The following is a 21,779-nucleotide window of genomic DNA, read 5'->3' as shown; positions in this document are numbered from 1 at the left end:
GCCGCACGCTTCACCGCGGTGGGATCAGACCGCCAGCTCGACGGTGATGTTGCCGCGGGTCGCCTTGGAGTACGGGCAGACCTGGTGGGCCTTCTCGATGAGGTCCTTGGCGGTGGCGGCGTCCACGTTCGGGATGGAGGCCGAGATCTTGACGATGATGCCGAAGCCCTCGTCGTTCTTGCCGATGCCGACCTCGGCGGTGACGGTGGAGCCCGAGATGTCGGCCTTCTCGTTGCGGGCGACGACGCCGAGCGCACCCTGGAAGCAGGCGCTGTAACCGGCGGCGAAGAGCGCCTCCGGGTTGGTGCCGGCGCCGCTGCCGCCCATCTCCTTCGGCGGGTTCACGACGACGTCGAGCTGACCGTCGCTGGTGGCGACGCGGCCGTCACGGCCGTTCTCGGCGGTGGCGACAGCGGTGTAGACGACGTCGGACTGCTGGATCGACATGTAAGGAAATCCTCCTGGTAAGTCGCCGCGACTCGCGCCCACGATCGCGACGGTCTGGAGTGAGCCTAACCGGTGAAGGAAACGATCATCTTTCCGGTGTTGTCGCCGCGCAGCAGTCCGAGGAACGCCTCGGCCGCGTTCTCCACGCCTTCGACGACCGTCTCGTCGTAGGTCAGCTCACCGGAACGCAGCCATCCGGCCACGTCCTGGACGAACTGCTGCTGGAGGCCGGCGTGGTCGCCGACGAGGATGCCCTGGAGCCGCAGCCGCTTGCCGATGACCAGCGCGAGGTTGCGCGGGCCGGGGGTCGGCTCGGTGGCGTTGTACTGCGCGATCGCGCCGCACAGGGTGGCCCGGCCGTGCACCTTGAGGGAGCTGATGGCCGCTTCCAGGTGGTCGCCGCCGACGTTGTCGAAGTAGACGTCGATGCCCTCGGGGGCGGCCTCCTTCAGCTGCTCGGCGACGGGGCCGTTCTTGTAGTTGAAGGCGGCGTCGAAGCCGTACTTCTCCGTGAGCGTGGTCACCTTCTCGTCCGAACCGGCCGAGCCGATCACCCGGGACGCGCCCTTGATCTTCGCGAACTGGCCGACGAGGCTGCCGACCGCGCCCGCCGCGCCGGAGACGAAGACGGAGTCCCCCTCCTTGAAGGAGGCGACCTCGAAGAGGCCCGCGTAGGCGGTCATGCCCGGCATGCCGAGCACGCCCAGGTAGGCGGAGAGCGGGGCGAGCGAGGCGTCCACCTTGACGGCGTGCTTCGCGTCGAACTCCGCGTACTCGCGCCAGCCCAGCCCGTGCAGGACGTGGTCCCCGACCTCGAAGCCCTCGGCGGCGGAGGCAACGACCTCGCCGACCGCGCCGCCGTCCATCGGGGCATCGAGCTGGAACGGCGGGATGTAGGACTTCACGTCGTTCATCCGACCGCGCATGTACGGGTCCACCGACATGTGGAGGTTGCGGACGAGGATGCGGCCGGCCCCGGGGGTCGCCGAGAGCGGCACCTCTCGCAGCGCGAAGTCGGTGGCGACGGGCCAGCCCTGCGGACGGGCGACCAGATGCCACTCGCGGCTGACGGCAGGAATCTCAGACATGAAGCGCTCCCGGAGAGAAATTACTTAACGACCTGAAACAACCATGCTCCTGGATATTTCATGTTGTCAAGTAAATGGGTACGCTGGTTCCATGCCCAGTCGTCGCACGGACCCCCTGACCGTCGAGGTCGTCGAACTCATCGGCACCGTCGTGGCCCGCTACCACGAGGAGTACGAGCACGCGGCCGCCAGCCACCAGCTGACCGGCGCCCAGGCGCGTGTCCTGGGGCTGCTCTCCCTGGAGCCGATGCCCATGCGCAGGATCGCCCAGAAGCTCAAGTGCGAGCCGTCCAACGTGACCGGCATCATCGACCGGCTGGAGGGCCGGGGCCTGGTCGAGCGCCGCCCCGACCCGGCCGACCGGCGGGTGAAGCTGGCCGCCGCCACCGACGCGGGACTACAGACCGCCGACCGGCTGCGCGAGTCGCTCGACTTCGCGCGGGAGCCGCTGGCCGGACTCTCCACGGCCGAGCGGGCGGTCCTGCGGGACCTGCTCAAGCTGATGCTGGGCTGACCTGGGCCGTCTCTTTCGGATCTTGTCGGTCGAGCCCGCGGCGTCTGGTGCCGTGCATGGCCGTGCTGCCGGGGCGTCCGCGTACTGGACGTACTCGGTCGCCCCGGCAGTGCGGCCAGGCGCGGTGCCGGACGCCGCGGGCCCGGCAGGATCCGAAAGAGACGGCCTGGCGGCCGGCCCGGCGCATCGGCTCAGCACCACCACCAGGGCCAGCACTCGTCCGACGGGCTCGGCGACGGGCTCGGCGAGGGCTTGGGCTTCTTGGAGGGCTTCGTGGAGGCCGACGGGCTCTGCGGGGGCCGCGTCGACGCGCTCGGGCCCACCGGCCCCTCCGGCCCCGATTCGCTGGCGGACGGCCGGACGGAGGCCGAGGCGCTCGCCGACGCCGAGGCGCTCGCGGAGCGGGAGGCACTGGCCGACGGACTGGCCGAGGCCGAGCCGCTGGGCTTCGCGGAGGCGCTCCCGGAGGACGGGGCCGCGCCCGCGTCCGACGGGTCCCGGGTCGAGAGCGGCTGCTGCGCGCCCGCGCCGTCCTTGAGCATGACGTCGGACGAGCCCTGCCGCCCGTCGGTCGTGAGCCGGGCCAGCGCGAAGGTGACCCCGACCGCGAGCACCAGGCCCAGCCCCATGGTCAGCGCGGTCCGGCGGCGACGCCGGTGCACCCGACGGCGGGCTCCGGCGCGGCGGCTCGCCTGCGCGTCCCCTCCCGCGCCCCCTCCCGCGACGTCGGCCGGAGCCGCGCCGTAGGGAAGCGCGCCGTACGAAACGGCGCCGGGCGCGGCGGCGAACTGCGCGGTGGGGCCGTCGGCGGGGCCGCCGGGGTGGGTGGGCCGGCCGGCGTACCCGGGCGGGGCGGCGGGCGCGGGCGTGTCGGTCAGGTACTCGATCGGAGTTCCGCACCCGGCGCACGCCAGTGCGCCGTTGAGGTGCCTCCGGCAGGCGTGGCAATAGTCCATGGCGCCCGCAGGCTACGTGGTCATCCGCAACATCCGTATCGCGGGGGTGTAAGGATCCTGTGTGCAATTCTGGGGCGCATGGCCGCCGCCCCCGCCTCCCGCCCGACGTCCCGCTTCGGCCCGGAGGACTTCCAGTTGGTGCTGTTGCGCCGGATGTCCGACTTCCAGCCCGAGCTCGCCGACCGGGCCCGGATCCGGCTCGGCGCCTCCCTCGCCGAGCAGCGGGAGGCGAACAAGCGGTGGCAGGCGATGGTCCGCTCGCCCCGGGCGCGCGGGGCGCTGACCCGCTACCGCTCGGTGTTGGGCCCGGCCGAGTCGGTGGCCCGGCGCCGCATCGGGGACCTGGAGTGCGAGGCGCTGCTGTGGCCCGTACCGCTCTGGCCGGACCTCCGCTTCGAGGTGCTGGCCGCGCCGGACGGAGCGGTGTGGAACGAGTGGCTCGTACGGGCGCCGGGCGCGGCCGGGCCCGCGCTGGCGACCCTGGACGACCTGCTGCCGTGGTCGGCGACGGTGGACGAGGTGGCGCGGGCCTTCGCGCCCGCCCGCCCGATGGAGGGCACCGCGCCGACCCGGTGGCGGCTGGCCTTCACCGGGCCCGACGCCGCCGGGGCGCCGCGCCCCTGCGTGGCGGAGTTCACCTACGGCCTGCTCCAGCGCATCGCGTACGAGCCGCCGGCCGACCGGGGCAGCGCGTAGCCCGGGCCGCACACAGCCCGGACCTCAGGCGGCCCGGGCCTCAGGCGGCCCGGGTCTCACGTGGCCCGGGTCTCACGTGGCGAGGAAGGCGCGGACCCCGGCCGAGACCCCGTCGTCGCCGAGGAAGTCGTTGTGCTTGAGGCAGCCCGCGTAGGTGTTGAGGGCTCCGGCGAGGGCCACACTGCTGTCGGGGTTGATGACCTCGTCACAGGAGGACCAGAAGGTCGCGTACTCGACCGCGCCGGGCGTCTCGTCGCCCTCCGCGAGCTTCTTCTGCACGTAGGAGCCGGGGCTCATGTCACGGCAGGCCTGGTCCCAGATGACGCAGCCCCAGCTGATGTAGGTGCCGTGGTTGGGTCCGGCGAGCGAGATCCAGTGGTCGACGACGGGGGCGCCGCCGCCGAACTTCACGTACCAGCGGGTGACGAGCGAGCCGAAGGAGTGCGCGACCACGTCGACCCGGGCGGCCCCGGTCTGGCGGCGGACCTGGTCGACGTAGCCGGCGAAGCGGTCCGAGAGCACCTCGTTGACCGACTGGTGGGTGTCGTAACCCCACGAGAAGAGCTCCGAGTCCGCGTACCCGGCGGCGCGCAGGTCCTCGCGCAGCGCGCCCCACACCCCGGGGTCCGCGTTGTAGCCGTGGACGAAGATCACCGGCACGTGCTGCTGCACCGTGGCGGCGGCCCGGTGCTCGGCCCGCTGCGCGGCCAGCGCCGGGAGCGGCGCCACGAGCGCGAGGCAGCAGGTCAGGCAGAGCGTCAGAAGGGTCAGGAACTTCTGGCGGGCCGTCAGCATCGGGTCCCCCTTACCTTGTTACGCACGGGTAGCACGGAATGTGGGGGCATCGTGTCGCCTGTCGGTACAGAAAACCACCCCCGTGCAGCACCCTCCCGCACCCCGGAACGCCCCTGACCGCACCCCGACCGGAGCAGCACAACGGGCAATATGTCCGAATTACCCCAGAAGATACTGATTACGGCCGGTACTCATCGGCCCTTGCATCAGCGCTCTCGGGAGGACCTGTCGTGACCGTCAGTCTTGAGCAGCTGCGCCGCTGCCACGTCGCCGTCGACCTCGGGGCCGCCAGGACCCGCGTCTACGTCAAGGGCGCCGGCCTGGTCGTCGACGAGCCCAGTGTCGCCGCCGTGAACACGCGGACCGGCGCCCTCATCGCCGTGGGAACCTTCGCCGAACGGATGACCGGGCGCACACCGGACTACATCCGGGTGGTCCGCCCCGTCTCCGGCGGAACCGTCGTCGACATCGAGATGGCCCAGCGGATGCTGCGCCACCTCCTCGGCGAGAAGCTGCGGCGCGCCCTGCGCCGCAAGCCCCGGCTGCGCGCCGCCGCCTGCACCCCGCACGACGCGGACCCGCTGGCCCAGCGGGCGACCGTGGAGACCCTGGTCGGACTCGGCGCCCGACGGGTCGAGCTGGTGGACACCCTGATCGCGGCGGCCGTCGGCTGCGGCCTGCCCGTGGAGCAGCCGACCGCGACGATGATCATGGTGTGCGGGGCCGCGGCCACCCAGGTCGCGGTGCTCTCGCTCGGCTCGATCGTCACCGCCGAGCGGGTTCCGGTGGGCGGCGACGCCATCGACCACGCCGTCGTCCAGCACCTGCGCCACGCGCACGAGCTGATGCTGCCGAGCCAGGCGGTCCGGCCGCTCCAGCTTGCCCTGCACGGCAACGGCATCACCCAGGACGGCCCCGCCTCCACCCTGATCCACGGTCGCGACGTCGCGACCGGGCTGGCGCGCTCCGTGCAGGTGGACACGGCCGCGGTGCGCGACGCCATCCACACCCCGCTGACCGCCGTCATGGACGGCATCGGCAAGGTGCTGCGGGACTGCCCGCCCGACCTGGTCGCCGACCTGACGGACCGGGGGATCATGATGGTGGGTGGCAGCGCCCTGCTGCCCGGCCTGGACCAGATGCTGCGCGACGCCACCGGGATGCCCGTGCACATCGCGGAACGGCCGGACGTGTGCGCCGTACTCGGTCTCGGCGCGATGCTCGAAGGGAAGATCACCCCCATGGTTCTCAACCCCCTGGCCGAATGAGCCGAATGAGCCGGACGAGCCGGGCGGACCGGTCGGGCGATCCGGGTGGTCCGGTCGATCAGGGCGGGCCGGGCGATCAAGGCGGTCCGGGCGATCAGGGCGGGCCAGGCGGTCCGGGCGATCCGGAAGCGGGACTCCCGGTCCTGCTGGAGGCGGTGCTCAGCGTCGGCTCCGACCTGGAGCTGCACGCCACCCTCCAGCACATCGTCGACTCGGCGGCCGAGCTGTGCACGGCGCGCTACGGAGCGCTCGGGGTCGTCGACCCCGAGCACGTCCGGCTCACCGAGCTGTTCACGGCGGGGATGACCGAGGCGGAGCGGGACGCGATCCCCCGGCTGCCGGACGGCCGCTCGGGCCTGCTCGGCACCCTCATCAGCGATCCGCGCCCGCTGCTGGTCACCGACCTCGGCAAGGATCCGCGCGCGGCCGGCTTCCCGCCCGGCCACCCGCCGATGCGCACCTTCCTCGGCGTGCCCATCCGGGTGCACACCGAGGTCTTCGGCAACCTCTACCTCACCGAGAAGCGCGGCGGCGGACCCTTCACGGAGGCGGACCTCGCGCTCGTCCGGGTCCTGGCCGCGCAGGCGGGCATAGCGATCGGCAACGCCCGGCTGTACGAGACCGCGCGCCGCCGGGAGCGCTGGATCGAGGGCGCGGCCGCCGTGACCACCACCCTGCTCGCGGGGCGCCCGGCCGCCGACGCGCTCATGTGCGTGGCCGAGCGGGCCCGGATCCTCGCGGACGCGGCGGCCGGTGTGGTGCTCCAACCCACCGCGGTGGGCGGCATGGAGATCGTGGCCGCCTCCACCGAGGGCGATCCCGGGGACCTGGTCGGCACGGCGATCGCGCCCGGTTCGGCCGTCCTGGAACAGCTGCTCGGCGGCGAGCCCGTCTTCATAGACGATTCGGCGACCGACCCCCGGATGACCACGCACGTCCGGGTGCGGTTCGGACCGAGCATGATGCTCCCGCTGCAGAGCGGCGGGCAGCTGATCGGCACGCTGGCGCTCCCCCGGCACCGGGGCGGGAAGCCGTACGACGCCGTGGACCGGCTGCTGGCCTCGCAGTTCGCCTCCCAGGCCGCGCTGGCGCTCGTCCTCGCGGACGCCCAGTACGACCGCGAGCAGCTGGCCGTCTACGAGGACCGCGACCGGATCGCCCGGGACCTGCACGACCTGGTGGTCCAGCGGCTGTTCGCGACGGAGATGATGCTGGAGAGCACGCGGCGCCGCTCCTCCACCGCGCCCTCCGGGGACACGGTCGGCGAGGAGCTGGGCCGGGCGGTGGACGAGCTGGACTCCACCATCCAGGAGGTGCGGACCGCCATCTTCGCCCTCCAGCAGCCGCCCACCGACGCACCGACCACCTTCCGGGGCCGGGTGCTGCGCGAGACCGGGGGCGCGGCGGTCCTCTTCGGCTTCCAACCGTCGGTGCACTTCACCGGGGCGGTGGACGCGCTGCTCCCGGATCCGGTGGCGGGCTCCCTGCTGGCGGCCCTGCGCGGAGCGCTGGCGGCGGCGCACCGGCGCAGCGAGGTCACCTCGATCGAGGTCGCCGTGACGGCGGAGGCGGAGTCCGCCGCCGGCCCCGGCCGGGTCACCCTCACGGTCTCGGACGACGGCATCACGGACCCGGGCGCCCGCGGCACGGAAGTGACCTGGCGGTCGGCGCTGTAGCGCGTTCCTGGTGCTGTGACCGGCCCTGATCCGCCAGACACCCCCTAGCCCTGTGGCCGGCTGGCGGCGCGCAGGGCGATGCGGGTGCTGGACTGGGCCACCCCGGCCTCCCGTTTGAGCCGGCGCAGCAGGGTGTCCAGGGCTGCCGGGTCGGCGGCCCTGGCGCGGACGAGGTAGTCGTGCTCGCCCGTCACGTGCACCACCTCGGTGATCCCGGGCAGTCGGGTCACCCGCTGCTCGAACTCCTCGTTGGTGGTGTCGGGCCGCAGCGTGACGTCGATGAAGACGACGAGACCGCCGCGGGTGTCGGCGGCCGGGTCCACGACGGTGGTGAAGGCGAGGATCACCCCGTCACGGCGCATCCGGCGCACCCGGTCGGCGGCGGCGTTGGCGCTGAGCCCGACGCGGACGCCGAGGTCGCGGTACGAGATCCGCGCATCCTGTTGCAGGATGCCGAGGATCTCCCTGTCGAGGCGGTCCATACCGCGATTGTCGCAGCCGCGGCCGATATCCACCGCCGTCCCGCACCCCGGCCGCCCGACGCTCGGCCCATGGACCTGATGAACCCCGCCCTCGCCGGCGCGGCCGCCGGACTGGGCGTCGCGATGCCGATGGGCGCCATGAGCGTGCTCCTGCTCCAGGAGGCGATGCGCTCCCGCCGCGCGGCGGTCGCCGGGGCCGCGGGAATCGCCGTGGTCGACTTCGCGTACGCCGCCCTGGCCACGGCGGTCGGCCCCTGGGTCGCGGCGTCCCTGGCCCCCGTCGAGGCCTGGGTCCGCCTGCTGTCCGCCGCGATCCTCCTGACGATCGCCGCCCACGGCCTCCGGCGCCACCACCGCTCCCCCGCTCCCCCCGGCCCCGCCGGAACCGGAGCACCCGCTCCCGGCGCCGCGGCCACCCCCGTGGCCACGGCCACCGCAACGGCCACCACCACCGCGCGCAGGGCCTTCACCCGGTACGTCGGCCTCACCGCCGTGAACCCCACCACCGCCCTCTACTTCGCCGCCCTCACCACCGCCCAGGGCGCCCGCATCGGCACCGGCCCCGCCGGAGCCGCCTTCGTCGGGGGCGTGCTCCTCGCCTCCCTCCTGTGGCAGCAACTGCTCGCCGCCGTGGGCTCCTTCGCCGGGAGCAGGATCTCCGACGCCGCCCGCACCTGGACCTTCCGGCTCGGCTACGGCCTGATCGTCCTCTACGCGGTCAAGATCGCCCTGCCCCTCCCCTGACCCCGCCCGACCGTCCGACCACCCAGTACGCTGGCGCCGTGACGACCCGCCTCTCGGCCCGCGCCGCCATCGACTCCGTCGCCGACCCCGGCAGCTTCACCGAACTCCCGGTCCCCGAGCGGGAGTCCCGCCCGGACGGACCGCTCGGCTGGGACGGTTACGACGACTCCCGGGCCCGCGCGGCCGCCCGCACCGGCGAGCGGGAGTCCGTCGTCACCGGTACCGCCCGCGTCGGCGGGCGCGAAACCGCCCTGATCTCCTTCGAGTTCGGCTTCCTCGGCGGCTCCCTCGGCGAGCGCACCGGCGACCGCCTCGAAGCCGCCTACGCCCACGCCCGGGCCCACCGCCTCCCCCTCCTCTCCCTGATCGCCACCGGCGGCTCCCGGATGCAGGAGGGCATGCTGGCACTGACCCAACTCCAGCGCGTGGCGCGCCAGTCCGTCCTCAACCGGGCCGCCGGGCTGGCGCAGATCGCCGTGCTGCGCGACCCGACGACCGGCGGCGGCTGGGCCACCCTCGGCGCCGGCGCGGACGTCGTGCTGGCCCTGCCCGGAGCGCAGGTCGGGTTCGCCGGGTCCCGGGTGCGCCCGGCGGACGCGGATCCGGCGGCCTACACCGCCGAGGCCCAGTACGCCGCCGGGCACGTGGACGCCGTCGTGCCGGCCGGGGAACTCGCCCGGACCGTCGGCGACTGGCTGCGCCTGCTCGGCTCGCCGCACCCCGGGCCCGTCGATCCGCCGGCCGCGCTGGCGGACGTACCGCCTCCGGCGACCGGCTGGGAAGCCGTGCGCCAGGCCCGTCATCCGCGGCGGCCGCACGCCCCCGCCTACCTGGACGCCCACTTCGACCTGCGGCTGCCCCTCTCCGGGGACCGGGCGGGCGGCACCGACCCGGGGATGCTGTGCGGTTTCGGGCTGCGCGCCGGCCGGGCCGTCGCGTACGCCGCCCAGTGCGGCACCGCGACCCGCCCGGCCGGGTACCGGACGGCCGCCCGCGTCATCCGCCTCGCGGACCGGCTCGGAGTGCCGGTGCTGACCCTGATCGACACCCCGGGCGCCGCCAACGACGCGGCGGCCGAACACGCCGGGGCGGGCGCGGCCATCGCCGACGCCTTCGCCGCGCTGGCGGCGGCCACGGTGCCGGTGACCACCCTGCTGATCGGCGAGGGCGGTTCGGGCGGGGCACTGGCGCTGGCCGCGCCCGGCAACACCTGGGTCACCCCGGACAGTTACTTCTCCGTCATCGCGCCGGAGCTGGCGGCGGCCATCCTCAAGCGGCCCGCGGAGCGGGCCCCGGCCACCGCGGACCAGCTGCGCCTGCGCCCGCAGGACCTGGTGGACCTGGGGGTGGCGCGCGGCATCGTCACCCCGAAGCCGTGACGCGCCCCGGCCGCGGACCGCGCGGCTTCCGGTAGGTACCGCCGAGAACCGCCCGGCGGCGCTGACCCGGGAGCCCCCATGGCACGCACCGCACACCACCGCAGGTCCCTCGGCGCCGCCCTCTGCCAGGACGGCCCGGCCCCCCTCACCTTCACCGTCACCCTCTACGACCTGCGCTTCAGCGCCCGGCTGCGCGCCGAGGCCGAGCGGGCGGGCCGCCGCGTCCGGCCCGCGCACGGCCGCCACCGGTCCGCCACCCGCCGACTGCCGCGGCTGCTGCGCGACCCCTCGGTGGCCCGTTGGGCCGCCCAGGACGAACGGCGCGCCCGCGCCCGGCTGCGTACGGCCCTGCGCGCCGCGGTGCGCACGGCCGGGGCGGGCGACCCGGACGTCCAGCCGGCCCGACACCGCCGCGGCGCCCTCCGGCTCGCCTGACCCGCGCGGCGGCGCCGGGTCAGCCGGCGCGGCCGGAACGGGCGAAGCGCGCCGGGGTGGTCCCCACGTGCCGCCGGAAGTGGCGGGTCAGGTGGGCCTGATCGTAGAAGCCCGCCGCCCCCGCCACCTCGGCCGGCGCCATCCCCGCGAGCAGCAGCCGCCGCGCGGCCTCGATCCGCCGCCCGGTCAGGTAGGCGTGCGGGGGCAGCCCGTACGCCTGCCGGAAGACCCGGATCAGGTGCGTGGGGTGTACGTGCCCCAGCACCGCGGTCGCCTCCGCCAGGGTGATCCCCTCGACCAGGCGCGCGTCCAGGAGCTCGCGCAACCGCACGCCGAGCCCCGCGCCCGGGGGCCCGTACGGCGCCTGCTGCCGCCCGGTCAGCCGCTCCCGCAGCCGCTGGGCGATGAAGGCGAGCCGGGACTCCGCCTCCAGCCGCTCGGCCGTGGGGCCCTCGGGCGCGGCGGCCGCCTCCCCCAGCAGCAGGTGCAGCCCGTGCACCCGCTCCCGCAGCACCGCGTCCCGCAGCAGCGGGGACCCGACGGCGGCTCCGGTCAGCGCGGGGGCCAGGACGTCGGCGTCGAGGTAGAGCACCCGCTTGCGGAAGCCCGCCTCGGTGACGGTCCGCCCGTCGTGCGCGACCCCGGGCGGAAGCAGGATCACCATGTCCGACGCCCCGGCCCGGGGCACCCCGACCCCGTGCCGTTCGCGTTCCAGGGCGAAGTCGACCCGCCCGCCGTCGAGGACCATCAGTGTCCATGTGTCGTGGACGTGGGCGGGGTACGCGTGTGCGGTGAACCGGGCGTGGAACACCTCGGCGATGCCGGGGACCGGTGGATGCCACGCGTGGACGCTCACGTCAACAACGTACAAGACGGCTCCCGCGGGGCCCGGGCAGGCTTCCCCCATGACGACACACGGCAGTTCGGAGCAGACGGTCTCGCAGGTGGCGGAGGTGGCGGAGGTCTCGATGGTCTCGAAGGTCGATGTGGCGGCGAAGCTGGCCGGGTTCGACGACCACTGGGCGCCCCGGCGGATCGCCCGCGTCAACGACTACGACGTCCGGGCGGCCAAGCTGCTCGGTTCGTTCGTCTGGCACTCCCACGAGGACACCGACGAGCTGTTCCTCGTGGTGAGCGGGACCCTGACCATCCTGCTGCGGGACGCGGACGGGGCGGGCACGGGCGAGAGCTCGGTCGTGCTCGGTCCCGGCGAGCTCTTCGTCGTACCGCGCGGGACGGAGCACTGCCCGGTGGCCGAGGAAGAGGTCTCGGTCCTGCTCTTCGAGCCGACGGCCACGGTCAACACCGGTGGCGCGGGCGGCGACCGCACCCGCGAACCGGTCCCGGCCTGACGGGCCGTCCCGCTCAGGGCTGCGGCGAGCGGGCGTCGTAACGGGCGAAGCCGCGCCAGCGCAGCCCCAGCAGGACGAGCCCGAGCACGCACGCGAGCCCGCCGGCGGTGATCGCGACCCCCGGCGAGGTGAGCTGGGCGACGGAGCCGGCCAGGAAGTCGCCGAGACGCGGGCCGCCCGCGACGACGACGATGAAGACGCCCTGGAGGCGGCCGCGCATGTCGTCGGGGGTGGCGGCCTGGAGCATCGTCGTGCGGAACACCATCGAGATGGTGTCGGCCCAGCCCGCGAGGCCGAGGAAGAGCAGGCCCAGCCAGAGGTTCCGGGTGAGCCCGAAGACGGCGATGGCCAGGCCCCAGGCGCCCACGGAGAGCAGGATGGCCAGACCGTGCCGCCGGATCCGGCCCTGCCAGCCGGAGAGGAGCCCGCCGAGCAGCGAGCCGATCGCGGGCGCGGCGACCAGCAGGCCGACGGTCTTGGCGTCGCCGCCGTACCAGAGCAGGGCGATGGCCGGGAAGAGCGCCTTGGGCTGGGCCAGCACCATCGCGCACAGGTCGGAGAAGAAGGTCATCCGGATGTTGGGGCGGGTACCGAGGAAGCGCAGCCCGTCCATGACGGAGGCGCGCCCCCGGCCGTCGTCCGTCCGCTCGGGGCGCATGGCGGGCAGCCGCCACATCGCGTAGAGCGCGGCGGAGAAGGCGACGGCGTCGATCAGGTACGCCGCCTGGTACCCCCACCAGCCGACGATCAGGCCGCCGAGCATGGGGCCCGCAGTGAAGCCGAAGGTGGTGGTCAGGGAGGTCAGCGCGTTCGCGGCGGGCAGTTGCTCCGGCGGCACCAGCTTGGGGATCATCGCGGATCGGGCGGGCGAGGTGAGCGCCCCGCAGACCGCCTGGAGCGCGACCACCAGGTAGAGGAACCAGACCCGGTGGTAGTCGAGCAGCGCCGCGGTGGCCAGCGCCACCGACAGGACGGCGGCGCCCGAGGAGCTGTAGAGGCCCAGCTTGCGCCGGTCGACGGTGTCCGCGACGGCGCCGCCGTAGAGGCCGAAGACCACGAGCGGGACCAGCGAGAAGAGCCCGACGAGCCCGACGTAGAAGCTGGAGCGGGTGATGTCGTAGACCTGGAGCGAGATCGCCAGGGCGGTCATCGCCTGGCCCATCCAGGAAACGGTGTTGCCGGCCCACAGCCGCCGGTAGTCGGGGGAGGTCCGCAGGGGCGTGAGGTCGGCGAATATGCGCCGCTTCGGGCCCGCGGCGGGGGCGGGGCCAGGGCCGTCGGGGGCCGCGTCTTCGGACTGGGTCCGTGGGGTCGTACGGGTCACATCGGATGCTAACCGCCCGCCCCCGTGGCGCTCGATCGAATTCCGGCCCGTGGACGCGGCCCGCGCTCCCGCCCCGCCGGGGCGCCCTGCGGGGTGCCCCTCCCTCCCCTTCGTCACCAGCGGGCTCCGGGCCCCCGTAGGACCCGCCCTCCGGCCGCTAACTCGCCACTATCACCGGACATTTGACCGAATCGACGTGCGCTCACCCCCTGTCGTTCAGCTCATGATGAAACGACTCGAATGTCCAGGGAGGCGCAGTGATCGAACCTGGCAAGAGCACACCGAGCAACATCGTCCGCGGCCCCGGGGTGCTGGGGCGCACCGCGACGGTCCCCCTGACGGTCGGCGTCGAGGAGGAGTTCCTCCTCGTGGACGCCCGCACGTTCCGACTGGCCCCGACCGCCCCTCTGGTCCTCGCGACGGCTGCCGGTGATCCGACCCACCTGCACGCCGAGGGCACCCGCTACCAGGTGGAGATCTCCTCGCCGATCGCCGACTCGGCCACCGGGCTGCGCGAGGACCTCACCGCGCTGCGGCGCAGCCTCGCGAAGGCCGCCCGCGCGAACGGCTGCCGGTTGCTGGCCAGCCCCTCGCCCGTCATGGCCGCGTCGGGGCCGCTGCACCTGAGCGACGACGAGCCGCGCCAGCGCGAACAGGCCCGTCGCTACGGCTCGCTCACCCAGACCCTGGTCAGCTGCGGTCGCCACATCCACGTCGGCACGCTGGACGTGGACACGGCGGTGGCGGTGGCCAACCGGGTCCGGCCCTGGCTGCCCACGCTGATCGCGCTGGCGGCCAACTCGCCCTTCTGGGACGGCCGGGACACCGGGCACGCCAGCTGGCGCGCGATGGCCTGGTCCACCTGGCCCTCGGCCGGACTGCCCCCGCACTTCAGCTCGACCGCGCACTACCGGCGCTCGGTCCAGTCGCTGCTCGGCTCCGGGGCGGCCCTCGACACCAAGATGGTCTATTGGGACCTGCGCCCCTCGGGGAACTGGCCGACGTTGGAGATCCGGGCCCCCGACATGTCCCCGGACGTCGACGGCGCCGTCCTCCAGGCCGAGCTGGCCCGCGCCCTGGTCGCCACCGCCCTGCGCGAGCTGGCCGAGGGCCGTCCCGACCCGGTCGTGCGGGAGGACGTACTGCGCCTCGCGCGCTGGCGCGCGGCCCACGACGGGCTGGAGGGCTTCGGCCTGGACCCCTACAGCGGGGCGGAGGTGCCGGCGGCCGACCTGGCGGAGGCGATGCTCGACCTGATCGCCCCGGAACTGGCGGCCGCGGGAGACCTCGACCACGCGGCCAAGGCCCTGGCCGGACTCCTGCGCGACGGCTCGGGCGCCCAGCGCCAGCGCGTCGCCTTCGCCCGCCGTGAGAACCTGGACGACGTACTGCGCCAGCTGGCCGACGAGACGGAGGACTTCTGACCAGCAGCCGATCGGGGGCCGCGGCGGCCGTGACGCTTACCCGGTGCGAGGGCGGGTAGGCGCCGCGTACAGGTGCGGCTTCCGGCCAGCGGGAGGACCCATGATCCGCCGAGTGCACGAGGTGATGACCGGGAATCCGGTGACCGTCGAGCAGCTGACCTCCTTGGCCGAGGCCGCGCGCGTGATGCGGGACGCGGGCATCGGGGACGTGCTCGTCGTCGCGGAAGGACGGCTGCACGGCATCCTCACGGACCGCGACATCGTGGTCCGCGCCCTGGCGGAGGGCCGGGACCCCACGGAAACGACGGTCCGGGCCGTCTGCACCACCGACCCGGTCACCGTGGCCCCCGACGACGGCGTGGACCAGGCCCTCGACCTCATGCGCCGCCACGCCCTGCGACGCCTACCGGTGCGAACCCCGTCCGGCGACCTAGTCGGCATCGTCGCCCTGGGCGACCTGGAGATCGAACGCGACCCGGGCTCCCCCCTCGCCTCCATCTCAGCAGCCCAGCCAAGCCCATGGCCCACCCCCGCAGAACCGACCTGACACAGCCCGCCGAAGGACGACCGCAGGAGAACACCAGAAACGACAAAGCCGCAGGTGAGATCGTTTCTTCACCTGCGGCTCGCAGTGGGGCGGGTGGGACTCGAACCCACGGCCGACGGATTATGAGTCCGCTGCTCTAACCGGCTGAGCTACCGCCCCTCACGGCGCGTCGCGCACATTTGTACGCGCCGTCTGCCGCAGCATAGCCGCTCATACGATCTCCTGCCTCGGATGCCTCGCATGATCGGCTTCGCCTGCTCAGAGAGACCGTACCGAGGGCTGCCCGGTTCCCGAGCGGGACAAAAAAGAAGAGGACCCCATCGGGGTCCTCCTCTTCACCGCTCCCCCGACTGGACTCGAACCAGTAACCTGCCGATTAACAGTCGGCTGCTCTGCCAATTGAGCTACAGGGGATCGCGCTCCCCCGACTGGACTCGAACCAGTAACCTGCCGATTAACAGTCGGCTGCTCTGCCAATTGAGCTACAGGGGATTGCTGCGTGCGCCAAACAGCCGACCATCGGTGGTGCCGAGGGGCGCTCGTTCGTTGCGAGACATAGATTAGCGCAAGCAGGGGGGTGCTCCGCCAATCGGTATCGCGCAGGGCCGGGCGGGCCGGGCACCGACACTTCGAAGGGCGGCAGACATGCGGTACAAGGTCACGTTCGTCGCGGGGCTGGCCCTCGGCTACGTGCTGGGCACCCGGGCCGGGCGCGAGCGCTACGAACAGCTCAAGAAGTCGGCGCGGGAGCTCGCCCAGAACCCCGCCGTGCGCAACGCGGCCGAGACCGCCGGGCAGAGCGGGCGGCAGTTCGCGGGCAAGGCGTTCGCCGCGGTGAGCGACAAGGTAGGGGACGCCGTGCCCGACGCGCTGGTCGGCCGGGTGCGGGGGCTGCGCGGCCGGGGCTCCGGCGCCGACGACGAGTGGGGCACCAGCAACACCTGACGGCCCCACCTGACAGCGACACCTCACGGCGACAGCTGGCGGCCGCGGCCGAAGCGGAGTGGGGCCCACCGGACCGCGGCGGACACGACCGTCCGGCGGTGCGGCAGAATTCACCCCATGGGGATAGTCGCCGGGCTGGACAGCTCTTCCACCTTCACTCGCATCGTCGTCTGCGACACGGACACGGGCGCCGTGCTGCGCCAGGGGTACGCACCCCATCCGCAGCACGGCGGGTCCGAACCCGACGGCGCGAATCCCCACGAGACCGACCCCCAGGCCTGGCTGCTCTCGCTCGGCGAAGCCGCGGGCGGCGGGCTGCTCGAAGGGGTGCAGGCCATCGGCGTCTCCGCGCAGCAGCACGGGCTGCTCGCGCTGGACAACCAGGGGGCGCTCGTACGTCCGGCCCTCGTCGGCAACGACAAGCGCGGCCAGGTCGCCGCCGCCGACCTCATCGAGGCACTCGCCACCGAGGGCCACGGCGGGCGTCGGGTCTGGGCGGAAGCCGTCGGATCCGTCCCGCACTCCGCGCAGCCGATCGCCAAACTGGCCTGGCTGGCACGCGCCGAGCCCGAGGCGGCGCGGCGCGTGGCGCTCCTGATGTCCCCGCACGACTGGCTCGTCTGGCAGCTGCTGGGCCGCCCGGCGCGGCGCACCACCGACCGCGGCGGCGCCTCCGGCACCGGCTGGTGGTCGACGGCCACCGGTTCCTACCGCCCCGACCTCGTCGAGCTGGCGCTCGGTCACCGGGCGATGCTGCCCGAGGTGCTCGGTCCGTCCGACGCCGCGGGCACCACCCCGGAGGGCCTGCTGATCTCCGCCGGTACGGGCGAGACCATGGCCGCGGCCCTCGGCCTCGGGCTCGGCCCGGGCGACGCGGTGGTCTCCCTGGGCGCGTCCGGTTCCGTGATGGCCGTGCACCACGAGGCGCTGTCGGAGCCGAACGGCCTGATCACCTCGCTCGCCGACGCCGCCGGAATGCACCTGCCGGTGGTGAACACCTCCAACGCGGTACGGGCCCTGCGCGGCACCGCCGAGATGCTGGGCACCGACCTGGAAGAGCTGTCCGAGCTGGCCCTGAAGTCGACGCCGGGCGCGCACGGCCTCGTGCTCCTGCCGTACCTGGAGGGCGAGCGGACCCCGAACCTGCCGCACGCCGCCGGGACCCTGTCGGGGCTGCGGCGCGACTCGATGAAGCCGGAACACCTGGCGCGGGCGGCCTTCGAGGGCATGCTGTGCGGGCTGGTGGACGCCCTCGACGTGCTGCGCACCCGGGGCGTGGAGATCCGTCGGGTCTTCCTGCTGGGCGCCGCGGCCGAGCTGCCCGCGGTGCAGGCGGCCGCGCCGGGACTGTTCGGCACGCAGATCGTCGTACCGCAGCCCGCGGACTACGCGGCGCTGGGTGCGGCGCGCCAGGCGGCGTGGGCGCTCGGTGTGGCGCAGGGCACGCTGGCCCCGCACACCCCGCCGGTGTGGCCCGCCCCCGCGGGGCAGGTCTTCGAACCGGGCGAGGACCTCGCGGTGTGGCAGGCCGTGCGCCAGCAGTACGTCGCGACGCGCGAGCAGATCCACCCCGGAGCCTTCAAGGCCTGAGGGCGGCGCGGGCCGCGTGGGGCTCGTAGGGCGGGAGACAGGCCCTAGGGCGTGTTTCGAAAGTGGCGCCGGGCGCCCGAAGGGCGCGGCTCGCGGCGTCTGGTGCCGTGCATCGCAAGGCGGAGGAATGCCCGGCTACTGGACGTAATCGGGCGTTCCGACAACGCCGCGAGGTGCGGTACCAGGCGTCGCGAGCCAGGCGGGACTTTCGAAACACGCCCTAGGACCGGCGGTCCCGGCGTACTCCTTTTGACCCGGCTTTGCGAAAAAGGGTGGGGATCACGTCCCCGGTTGGCCGAAGATGGAGTGAACCCCCTCGATCTTGCCGACCGGAGCCTGCGCGTGCTCATACGACTTCTGCGGACCTATTTGGGTCCGTACCGGAAACCCATCGCCTTGTTGGTCCTGCTCCAGCTGCTGCAGACCAGCGCCAGCCTGTACCTCCCCACGCTCAACGCGGACATCATCGACAACGGTGTCGTCAACGGTGACACCGGCTACATCCTGTCCTTCGGCGCACTGATGCTCGGTGTGTCGCTCGTGCAGCTGGTGTGCAACGTCGGCGCGGTGTACTTCGGTGCCCGCACCGCGGCCGCCGTCGGCCGTGACATCCGCGGCGCGGTCTTCGACCGGGTACAGAGCTTCTCCGCACGGGAGCTGGGCCACTTCGGTGCGCCCTCGCTGATCACCCGTACGACCAATGACGTCCAGCAGATCCAGATGCTGGTCCTGATGTCCTTCACCCTGATGGTCTCGGCGCCGATCATGTGCGTCGGCGGCATCGGGATGGCCCTGTCCCTGGACCTGAAGCTGTCGAGCGTGCTGGCTGCGGTCGTGCCGGTACTCGGCATCGCGGTGGGCGCGATCGTCTGGAAGACGCGTCCGCTCTTCCGCCTCATGCAGACGCGGCTGGACACCGTGAACCGGGTGCTGCGCGAGCAGATCACCGGCAACCGCGTGATCCGCGCCTTCGTCCGCGACGACTACGAGAAGGACCGCTTCCGGCAGGCCAACGCCGACCTGACCGCGGTCTCCCTGGCGTCCGGCAAGCTGCTCGCGCTGATGTTCCCGACGGTCATCCTCGTCGTGAACATCTCCAGCGTCGCCGTGATCTGGTTCGGTGCGATGCGCATCGACAGCGGCGGGATGGAGATCGGTCAGCTGACCGCCTTCCTCGCCTACCTGATGCAGATCGTCATGTCCGTGATGATGGCCACCTTCATGTTCATGATGGTGCCGCGCGCCGAGGTCTGCGCGGAGCGCGTCCAGGAGGTCCTGGACACCGAGACCAGCGTGACGCCGCCCACCGATCCGGTGCGCGAACTGGCCCGGCACGGGCAGCTGGAGCTGCGCGGGGCCGACTTCCGCTACCCGGGCGCCGAGGCGTCCGTGCTGCGCGGGGTGGACCTCGTGGCGCGGCCCGGCGAGACGACCGCGGTCATCGGGTCCACGGGCAGCGGCAAGTCCACGCTGCTGGGGCTCGTACCGCGGCTCTTCGACGTGACGGGCGGCGAGGTGCTGGTCGACGGCGAGGACGTCCGGCGCCTCGATCCGGCGCTGCTGGCCAAGACGGTCGGCATGGTGCCGCAGAAGCCGTACCTCTTCTCCGGAACCGTCGCCTCCAACCTGCGCTACGGGCGCCCCGGGGCGAGCGACGAGGAGCTGTGGCAGGCCCTGGAAGTGGCCCAGGCCAAGGGGTTCGTGTCCGAGCTGGAGGGCGGCCTGGAGGCTCCCATCACCCAGGGCGGAACGAACGTCTCCGGCGGTCAGCGCCAGCGGTTGGCGATCGCCCGCACGCTGGTGCAGCGCCCCGAGATCTACCTCTTCGACGACTCCTTCTCGGCCCTGGACTACGCGACGGACGCGGCGCTGCGCGCGGCGCTCGCCCGCGAGACCGAGGACGCGACCGTCGTCATCGTCGCCCAGCGCGTGTCCACGATCCGCGACGCGGACCGGATCATCGTGCTGGACGAGGGCCGGGTGGTGGGCGAGGGGCGCCACCACGAACTGATGGCCGGCAATGAGACCTACCGGGAGATCGTGCTCTCCCAGCTGACGGAGGCGGAGGCCGCATGAGCGGGCCCGGTGGACGGATGATGATGGGACCGCCGACGACGCGGTCCCTGGACTTCAAGAATTCCGGCAAGCGGCTGCTGGCGCAGCTGACGAAGGACCGGGCCCCGCTGTGGGGCATGGTCGTCGCGGTCATCGGCAGCGTCGCCTGCTCGGTGGTCGGCCCGAAGATCCTCGGCAAGGCCACCGACCTGGTGTTCGCCGGGCTCGTGGGCCGGAACATGCCGCGCGGCATCACCAAGGAGCAGGCCCTGGAGGGGCTGCGCGCCAAGGGTGAGGGCGGCATGGCCGACATGCTGTCCGGGACCGACTTCACGCCGGGTCAGGGCATCGACTTCGGCGGCGTCGGCACGGTCGCGCTCTGGGCGCTGGCCGCCTTCACGGCGGCCGGCCTGCTGATGCTGGTCGCGACCCGGCTGGCGAACCACGTGATGAACGGCACCTTGTTCCGGATGCGCGAGGAGCTCCAGGGCAAGCTCTCGCGGCTGCCGCTGGCCTACTTCGACCAGCAGAAGCGCGGCGAGGTGCTCAGCCGGGCCACGAACGACATCGACAACATCGGTCAGACGCTCCAGCAGACGATGGGGCAGCTGCTGAACTCGCTGCTGACGATCGTCGGCGTGCTGGCGATGATGTTCTGGATATCGCCGCTGCTGGCGCTGGTCGCGCTGGTGACGGTGCCGATGGCGATCTTCATCGCGGCGAAGATCGGCAAGAAGTCGCAGCCGCAGTTCGTGGCGCAGTGGAAGGTCACCGGCACGCTCAACGCGCACATCGAGGAGATGTACTCGGGGCACACGCTGGTGAAGGTCTTCGGGCGCCAGCAGGAGTCCGCGGCCACCTTCGCCGAGCAGAACGAGGCGCTGTACCGGGCCTCCTTCAAGGCGCAGTTCGTCAGCGGGATCATGCAGCCCGTGATGTTCTTCGTCTCGAACATCAACTACGTGCTGGTCGCGGTCGTCGGCGGGCTCCGGGTCGCTTCGGGCACCCTGTCGATCGGTGACGTGCAGGCCTTCATCCAGTACTCGCGCCAGTTCTCGATGCCGCTGACGCAGCTCGCGTCGATGGCGAACCTGGTGCAGTCGGGCGTGGCCTCGGCGGAGCGGGTCTACGAGCTGCTCGACGCCGAGGAGCAGGAGGCCGACTCGGTGGTCCAGGACCTTCCGGAGGAGGTCCGCGGGGCGGTCTCGCTGGAGAAGGTCTCCTTCCGCTACGACCCGGACAAGCCGCTCATCGAGAACCTGTCGCTGTCCGTCGAGCCCGGCCACACGGTCGCGATCGTCGGCCCCACGGGCGCGGGCAAGACCACGCTGGTCAACCTGCTGATGCGGTTCTACGAGGTCACGGGCGGCCGGATCGCCCTCGACGGGGTGGACATCGCGAAGATGAGCCGCGAGCAGCTGCGCTCGGGCATCGGCATGGTGCTCCAGGACACCTGGCTCTTCGGCGGCACCATCGCCGAGAACATCGCGTACGGCGCCTCCTCGGAGCGCACGGTGACGCGCGCGGAGATCGAGGAGGCCGCGCGCGCCGCGCACGCGGACCGCTTCATCCGCACCCTGCCGGACGGCTACGACACCGTGCTGGACGACGAGGGCGCGGGCGTCAGCGCGGGCGAGAAGCAGCTGATCACGATCGCGCGGGCGTTCCTGTCCGATCCGGTGATCCTGGTGCTGGACGAGGCGACCAGCTCGGTCGACACGCGTACGGAGGTGCTGATCCAGAAGGCGATGGCCCGGCTGGCCGCCGGTCGTACGTCCTTCGTGATCGCGCACCGGCTGTCGACGATCCGCGACGCGGACGTGATCCTCGTGATGGAGAACGGCACGATCGTGGAGCAGGGCACCCACGAGGAACTGCTGGCGGCGGAGGGTGCGTACGCGCGCCTGTACGCGGCGCAGTTCGCGCAGGCGGTGGCCGAGGTCGACTGACCCGGCGCGCCGGTCCGGCGCGGGGTGTGGTGGGCCAGGGGGCGTCCTTCGGGACGCCCCCTTCGGCCGTCCCGGGCGCCCTCTTCGGCGCCGTCCCGGGCGACGCCGCGGCC

Annotated in this window: 21 protein-coding genes and 3 tRNA genes; 14 read left to right on the top strand and 10 right to left on the bottom strand. The window is 73.1% G+C overall.

The genetic code is table 11. The features are described from left to right. Window positions 1–24: 24 nt before the first annotated feature. Both ACIQWR_RS06740 and ACIQWR_RS06735 read right to left on the bottom strand, forming a co-directional pair. On the bottom strand, window positions 25–447 hold the full coding sequence (locus tag ACIQWR_RS06740; RefSeq protein ID WP_351044105.1) for an organic hydroperoxide resistance protein: 423 nt from the start codon (window positions 445–447) through the stop codon (window positions 25–27). A gap of 65 nt (window positions 448–512) precedes the next feature. Further along, entirely contained in the window at window positions 513–1,535 is a 1,023-nt protein-coding gene (locus tag ACIQWR_RS06735) for an NADP-dependent oxidoreductase (protein WP_404005565.1), read from the bottom strand. A 91-nt stretch (window positions 1,536–1,626) separates the two neighbouring features. Here ACIQWR_RS06735 and ACIQWR_RS06730 point away from each other — a divergent pair, with 91 nt between their 5' ends. Then, complete coding sequence (locus tag ACIQWR_RS06730) at window positions 1,627–2,049, top strand: MarR family winged helix-turn-helix transcriptional regulator (protein WP_404005564.1); 423 nt, start codon at window positions 1,627–1,629, stop codon at window positions 2,047–2,049. A gap of 191 nt (window positions 2,050–2,240) precedes the next feature. On the opposite strand, the gene ACIQWR_RS06725 is transcribed toward ACIQWR_RS06730, so the two are convergent. Continuing rightward, window positions 2,241–3,005 carry a hypothetical protein gene (locus ACIQWR_RS06725; RefSeq protein WP_404005562.1) on the bottom strand — a complete coding sequence of 255 codons (765 nt, stop codon included), beginning with the start codon at window positions 3,003–3,005 and terminating at the stop codon, window positions 2,241–2,243. A gap of 78 nt (window positions 3,006–3,083) precedes the next feature. Between ACIQWR_RS06725 and ACIQWR_RS06720 the strand changes: the two genes are divergently transcribed. Continuing rightward, the gene (locus tag ACIQWR_RS06720) at window positions 3,084–3,701 is read left to right on the top strand and encodes a hypothetical protein (protein ID WP_404005561.1); all 618 of its coding nucleotides are present in this window, start codon (window positions 3,084–3,086) and stop codon (window positions 3,699–3,701) included. Between the two features lie 72 nt (window positions 3,702–3,773). On the opposite strand, the gene ACIQWR_RS06715 is transcribed toward ACIQWR_RS06720, so the two are convergent. Further along, window positions 3,774–4,496: an esterase/lipase family protein gene (locus ACIQWR_RS06715; RefSeq protein ID WP_404005560.1), complete on the bottom strand. Its 723-nt coding sequence runs from the start codon at window positions 4,494–4,496 to the stop codon at window positions 3,774–3,776. Window positions 4,497–4,726: 230 nt separating this feature from the next. On the opposite strand from ACIQWR_RS06715, the gene ACIQWR_RS06710 reads away from it, so the two are divergent. Together ACIQWR_RS06710 and ACIQWR_RS06705 are read left to right on the top strand one after the other, a co-directional pair. Then, complete coding sequence (locus ACIQWR_RS06710; RefSeq protein ID WP_354381889.1) at window positions 4,727–5,764, top strand: rod shape-determining protein; 1,038 nt, start codon at window positions 4,727–4,729, stop codon at window positions 5,762–5,764. Window positions 5,765–5,769: 5 nt separating this feature from the next. Continuing rightward, window positions 5,770–7,440 carry a GAF domain-containing protein gene (locus ACIQWR_RS06705; RefSeq protein WP_404005558.1) on the top strand — a complete coding sequence of 557 codons (1,671 nt, stop codon included), beginning with the start codon at window positions 5,770–5,772 and terminating at the stop codon, window positions 7,438–7,440. Between the two features lie 44 nt (window positions 7,441–7,484). On the opposite strand, the gene ACIQWR_RS06700 is transcribed toward ACIQWR_RS06705, so the two are convergent. Further along, a complete protein-coding gene (locus ACIQWR_RS06700; protein ID WP_404005556.1) occupies window positions 7,485–7,922 on the bottom strand; it encodes an Lrp/AsnC family transcriptional regulator in 438 nt (145 codons plus the stop codon). A gap of 69 nt (window positions 7,923–7,991) precedes the next feature. Between ACIQWR_RS06700 and ACIQWR_RS06695 the strand changes: the two genes are divergently transcribed. The 3 genes from ACIQWR_RS06695 (at window position 7,992) to ACIQWR_RS06685 (ending at window position 10,480) form a co-directional block, all read left to right on the top strand. Then, window positions 7,992–8,666: a LysE family transporter gene (locus ACIQWR_RS06695; protein WP_404005555.1), complete on the top strand. Its 675-nt coding sequence runs from the start codon at window positions 7,992–7,994 to the stop codon at window positions 8,664–8,666. 38 nt (window positions 8,667–8,704) lie between these two features. Next, a complete protein-coding gene (locus ACIQWR_RS06690; RefSeq protein ID WP_404005553.1) occupies window positions 8,705–10,045 on the top strand; it encodes a carboxyl transferase domain-containing protein in 1,341 nt (446 codons plus the stop codon). Between the two features lie 78 nt (window positions 10,046–10,123). After that, window positions 10,124–10,480, top strand: a complete 357-nt coding sequence (locus ACIQWR_RS06685; RefSeq protein WP_404005551.1) for a hypothetical protein — start codon at window positions 10,124–10,126, stop codon at window positions 10,478–10,480. 19 nt (window positions 10,481–10,499) lie between these two features. On the opposite strand, the gene ACIQWR_RS06680 is transcribed toward ACIQWR_RS06685, so the two are convergent. After that, window positions 10,500–11,387, bottom strand: coding sequence for a helix-turn-helix domain-containing protein (locus tag ACIQWR_RS06680; RefSeq protein ID WP_404005550.1), 888 nt, complete (start codon window positions 11,385–11,387; stop codon window positions 10,500–10,502). On the opposite strand from ACIQWR_RS06680, the gene ACIQWR_RS06675 reads away from it, so the two are divergent. Continuing rightward, the gene (locus ACIQWR_RS06675; protein ID WP_404005548.1) at window positions 11,386–11,832 is read left to right on the top strand and encodes a cupin domain-containing protein; all 447 of its coding nucleotides are present in this window, start codon (window positions 11,386–11,388) and stop codon (window positions 11,830–11,832) included. The two genes, ACIQWR_RS06680 and ACIQWR_RS06675, sit on opposite strands and share 2 nt — an antisense overlap. 13 nt (window positions 11,833–11,845) lie before the next feature. Here ACIQWR_RS06675 and ACIQWR_RS06670 read toward each other — a convergent pair whose 3' ends face one another. Then, window positions 11,846–13,156, bottom strand: coding sequence for an MFS transporter (locus tag ACIQWR_RS06670; protein WP_404005547.1), 1,311 nt, complete (start codon window positions 13,154–13,156; stop codon window positions 11,846–11,848). 257 nt (window positions 13,157–13,413) lie between these two features. On the opposite strand from ACIQWR_RS06670, the gene ACIQWR_RS06665 reads away from it, so the two are divergent. Then, window positions 13,414–14,580 carry a glutamate--cysteine ligase gene (locus ACIQWR_RS06665; RefSeq protein WP_404005545.1) on the top strand — a complete coding sequence of 389 codons (1,167 nt, stop codon included), beginning with the start codon at window positions 13,414–13,416 and terminating at the stop codon, window positions 14,578–14,580. Window positions 14,581–14,680: 100 nt separating this feature from the next. Further along, window positions 14,681–15,127, top strand: coding sequence for a CBS domain-containing protein (locus ACIQWR_RS06660; protein ID WP_404005544.1), 447 nt, complete (start codon window positions 14,681–14,683; stop codon window positions 15,125–15,127). A gap of 85 nt (window positions 15,128–15,212) precedes the next feature. On the opposite strand, the gene ACIQWR_RS06655 is transcribed toward ACIQWR_RS06660, so the two are convergent. From ACIQWR_RS06655 to ACIQWR_RS06645, 3 genes are all read right to left on the bottom strand, one after another. Continuing rightward, window positions 15,213–15,286, bottom strand: a tRNA-Ile gene (locus ACIQWR_RS06655). Window positions 15,287–15,468: 182 nt separating this feature from the next. Continuing rightward, window positions 15,469–15,541 (bottom strand) — tRNA-Asn (locus ACIQWR_RS06650). A 5-nt stretch (window positions 15,542–15,546) separates the two neighbouring features. Then, window positions 15,547–15,619: transfer RNA gene (locus ACIQWR_RS06645), tRNA-Asn, on the bottom strand. 153 nt (window positions 15,620–15,772) lie between these two features. Between ACIQWR_RS06645 and ACIQWR_RS06640 the strand changes: the two genes are divergently transcribed. The 4 genes from ACIQWR_RS06640 (at window position 15,773) to ACIQWR_RS06625 (ending at window position 21,666) form a co-directional block, all read left to right on the top strand. Continuing rightward, a complete protein-coding gene (locus ACIQWR_RS06640; protein WP_404005542.1) occupies window positions 15,773–16,072 on the top strand; it encodes a YtxH domain-containing protein in 300 nt (99 codons plus the stop codon). Window positions 16,073–16,189: 117 nt separating this feature from the next. Further along, on the top strand, window positions 16,190–17,662 hold the full coding sequence (locus ACIQWR_RS06635) for an FGGY family carbohydrate kinase (protein ID WP_404005541.1): 1,473 nt from the start codon (window positions 16,190–16,192) through the stop codon (window positions 17,660–17,662). A 342-nt stretch (window positions 17,663–18,004) separates the two neighbouring features. Continuing rightward, on the top strand, window positions 18,005–19,738 hold the full coding sequence (locus ACIQWR_RS06630; protein ID WP_404005540.1) for an ABC transporter ATP-binding protein: 1,734 nt from the start codon (window positions 18,005–18,007) through the stop codon (window positions 19,736–19,738). Continuing rightward, window positions 19,735–21,666 carry an ABC transporter ATP-binding protein gene (locus tag ACIQWR_RS06625; RefSeq protein WP_404005539.1) on the top strand — a complete coding sequence of 644 codons (1,932 nt, stop codon included), beginning with the start codon at window positions 19,735–19,737 and terminating at the stop codon, window positions 21,664–21,666. Before ACIQWR_RS06630 ends, ACIQWR_RS06625 begins: the two co-directional genes overlap by 4 nt. Window positions 21,667–21,779: the final 113 nt, after the last annotated feature.

This window comes from Streptomyces sp. NPDC098789 (genome assembly GCF_044759975.1).
In the GTDB taxonomy this organism is placed as follows: domain Bacteria; phylum Actinomycetota; class Actinomycetes; order Streptomycetales; family Streptomycetaceae; genus Streptomyces.
Note: the sequence above shows the minus strand (reverse complement) of the source record. Positions and strands in the feature narration are given on the sequence as shown.

Coding starts and splice junctions, on each gene's coding strand:
- ACIQWR_RS06725 (WP_404005562.1), bottom strand. CDS start 3,005: ATGGACTATTGCCACGCCTGCCGGAGGCACCTCAACGGCGCACTGGCG.
- ACIQWR_RS06675 (WP_404005548.1), top strand. CDS start 11,386: ATGACGACACACGGCAGTTCGGAGCAGACGGTCTCGCAGGTGGCGGAG.
- ACIQWR_RS06735 (WP_404005565.1), bottom strand. CDS start 1,535: ATGTCTGAGATTCCTGCCGTCAGCCGCGAGTGGCATCTGGTCGCCCGT.
- ACIQWR_RS06635 (WP_404005541.1), top strand. CDS start 16,190: ATGGGGATAGTCGCCGGGCTGGACAGCTCTTCCACCTTCACTCGCATC.
- ACIQWR_RS06640 (WP_404005542.1), top strand. CDS start 15,773: ATGCGGTACAAGGTCACGTTCGTCGCGGGGCTGGCCCTCGGCTACGTG.
- ACIQWR_RS06625 (WP_404005539.1), top strand. CDS start 19,735: ATGAGCGGGCCCGGTGGACGGATGATGATGGGACCGCCGACGACGCGG.
- ACIQWR_RS06715 (WP_404005560.1), bottom strand. CDS start 4,496: ATGCTGACGGCCCGCCAGAAGTTCCTGACCCTTCTGACGCTCTGCCTG.
- ACIQWR_RS06720 (WP_404005561.1), top strand. CDS start 3,084: ATGGCCGCCGCCCCCGCCTCCCGCCCGACGTCCCGCTTCGGCCCGGAG.
- ACIQWR_RS06730 (WP_404005564.1), top strand. CDS start 1,627: ATGCCCAGTCGTCGCACGGACCCCCTGACCGTCGAGGTCGTCGAACTC.
- ACIQWR_RS06695 (WP_404005555.1), top strand. CDS start 7,992: ATGGACCTGATGAACCCCGCCCTCGCCGGCGCGGCCGCCGGACTGGGC.
- ACIQWR_RS06700 (WP_404005556.1), bottom strand. CDS start 7,922: ATGGACCGCCTCGACAGGGAGATCCTCGGCATCCTGCAACAGGATGCG.
- ACIQWR_RS06660 (WP_404005544.1), top strand. CDS start 14,681: ATGATCCGCCGAGTGCACGAGGTGATGACCGGGAATCCGGTGACCGTC.
- ACIQWR_RS06680 (WP_404005550.1), bottom strand. CDS start 11,387: ATGGGGGAAGCCTGCCCGGGCCCCGCGGGAGCCGTCTTGTACGTTGTT.
- ACIQWR_RS06740 (WP_351044105.1), bottom strand. CDS start 447: ATGTCGATCCAGCAGTCCGACGTCGTCTACACCGCTGTCGCCACCGCC.
- ACIQWR_RS06705 (WP_404005558.1), top strand. CDS start 5,770: ATGAGCCGGACGAGCCGGGCGGACCGGTCGGGCGATCCGGGTGGTCCG.
- ACIQWR_RS06685 (WP_404005551.1), top strand. CDS start 10,124: ATGGCACGCACCGCACACCACCGCAGGTCCCTCGGCGCCGCCCTCTGC.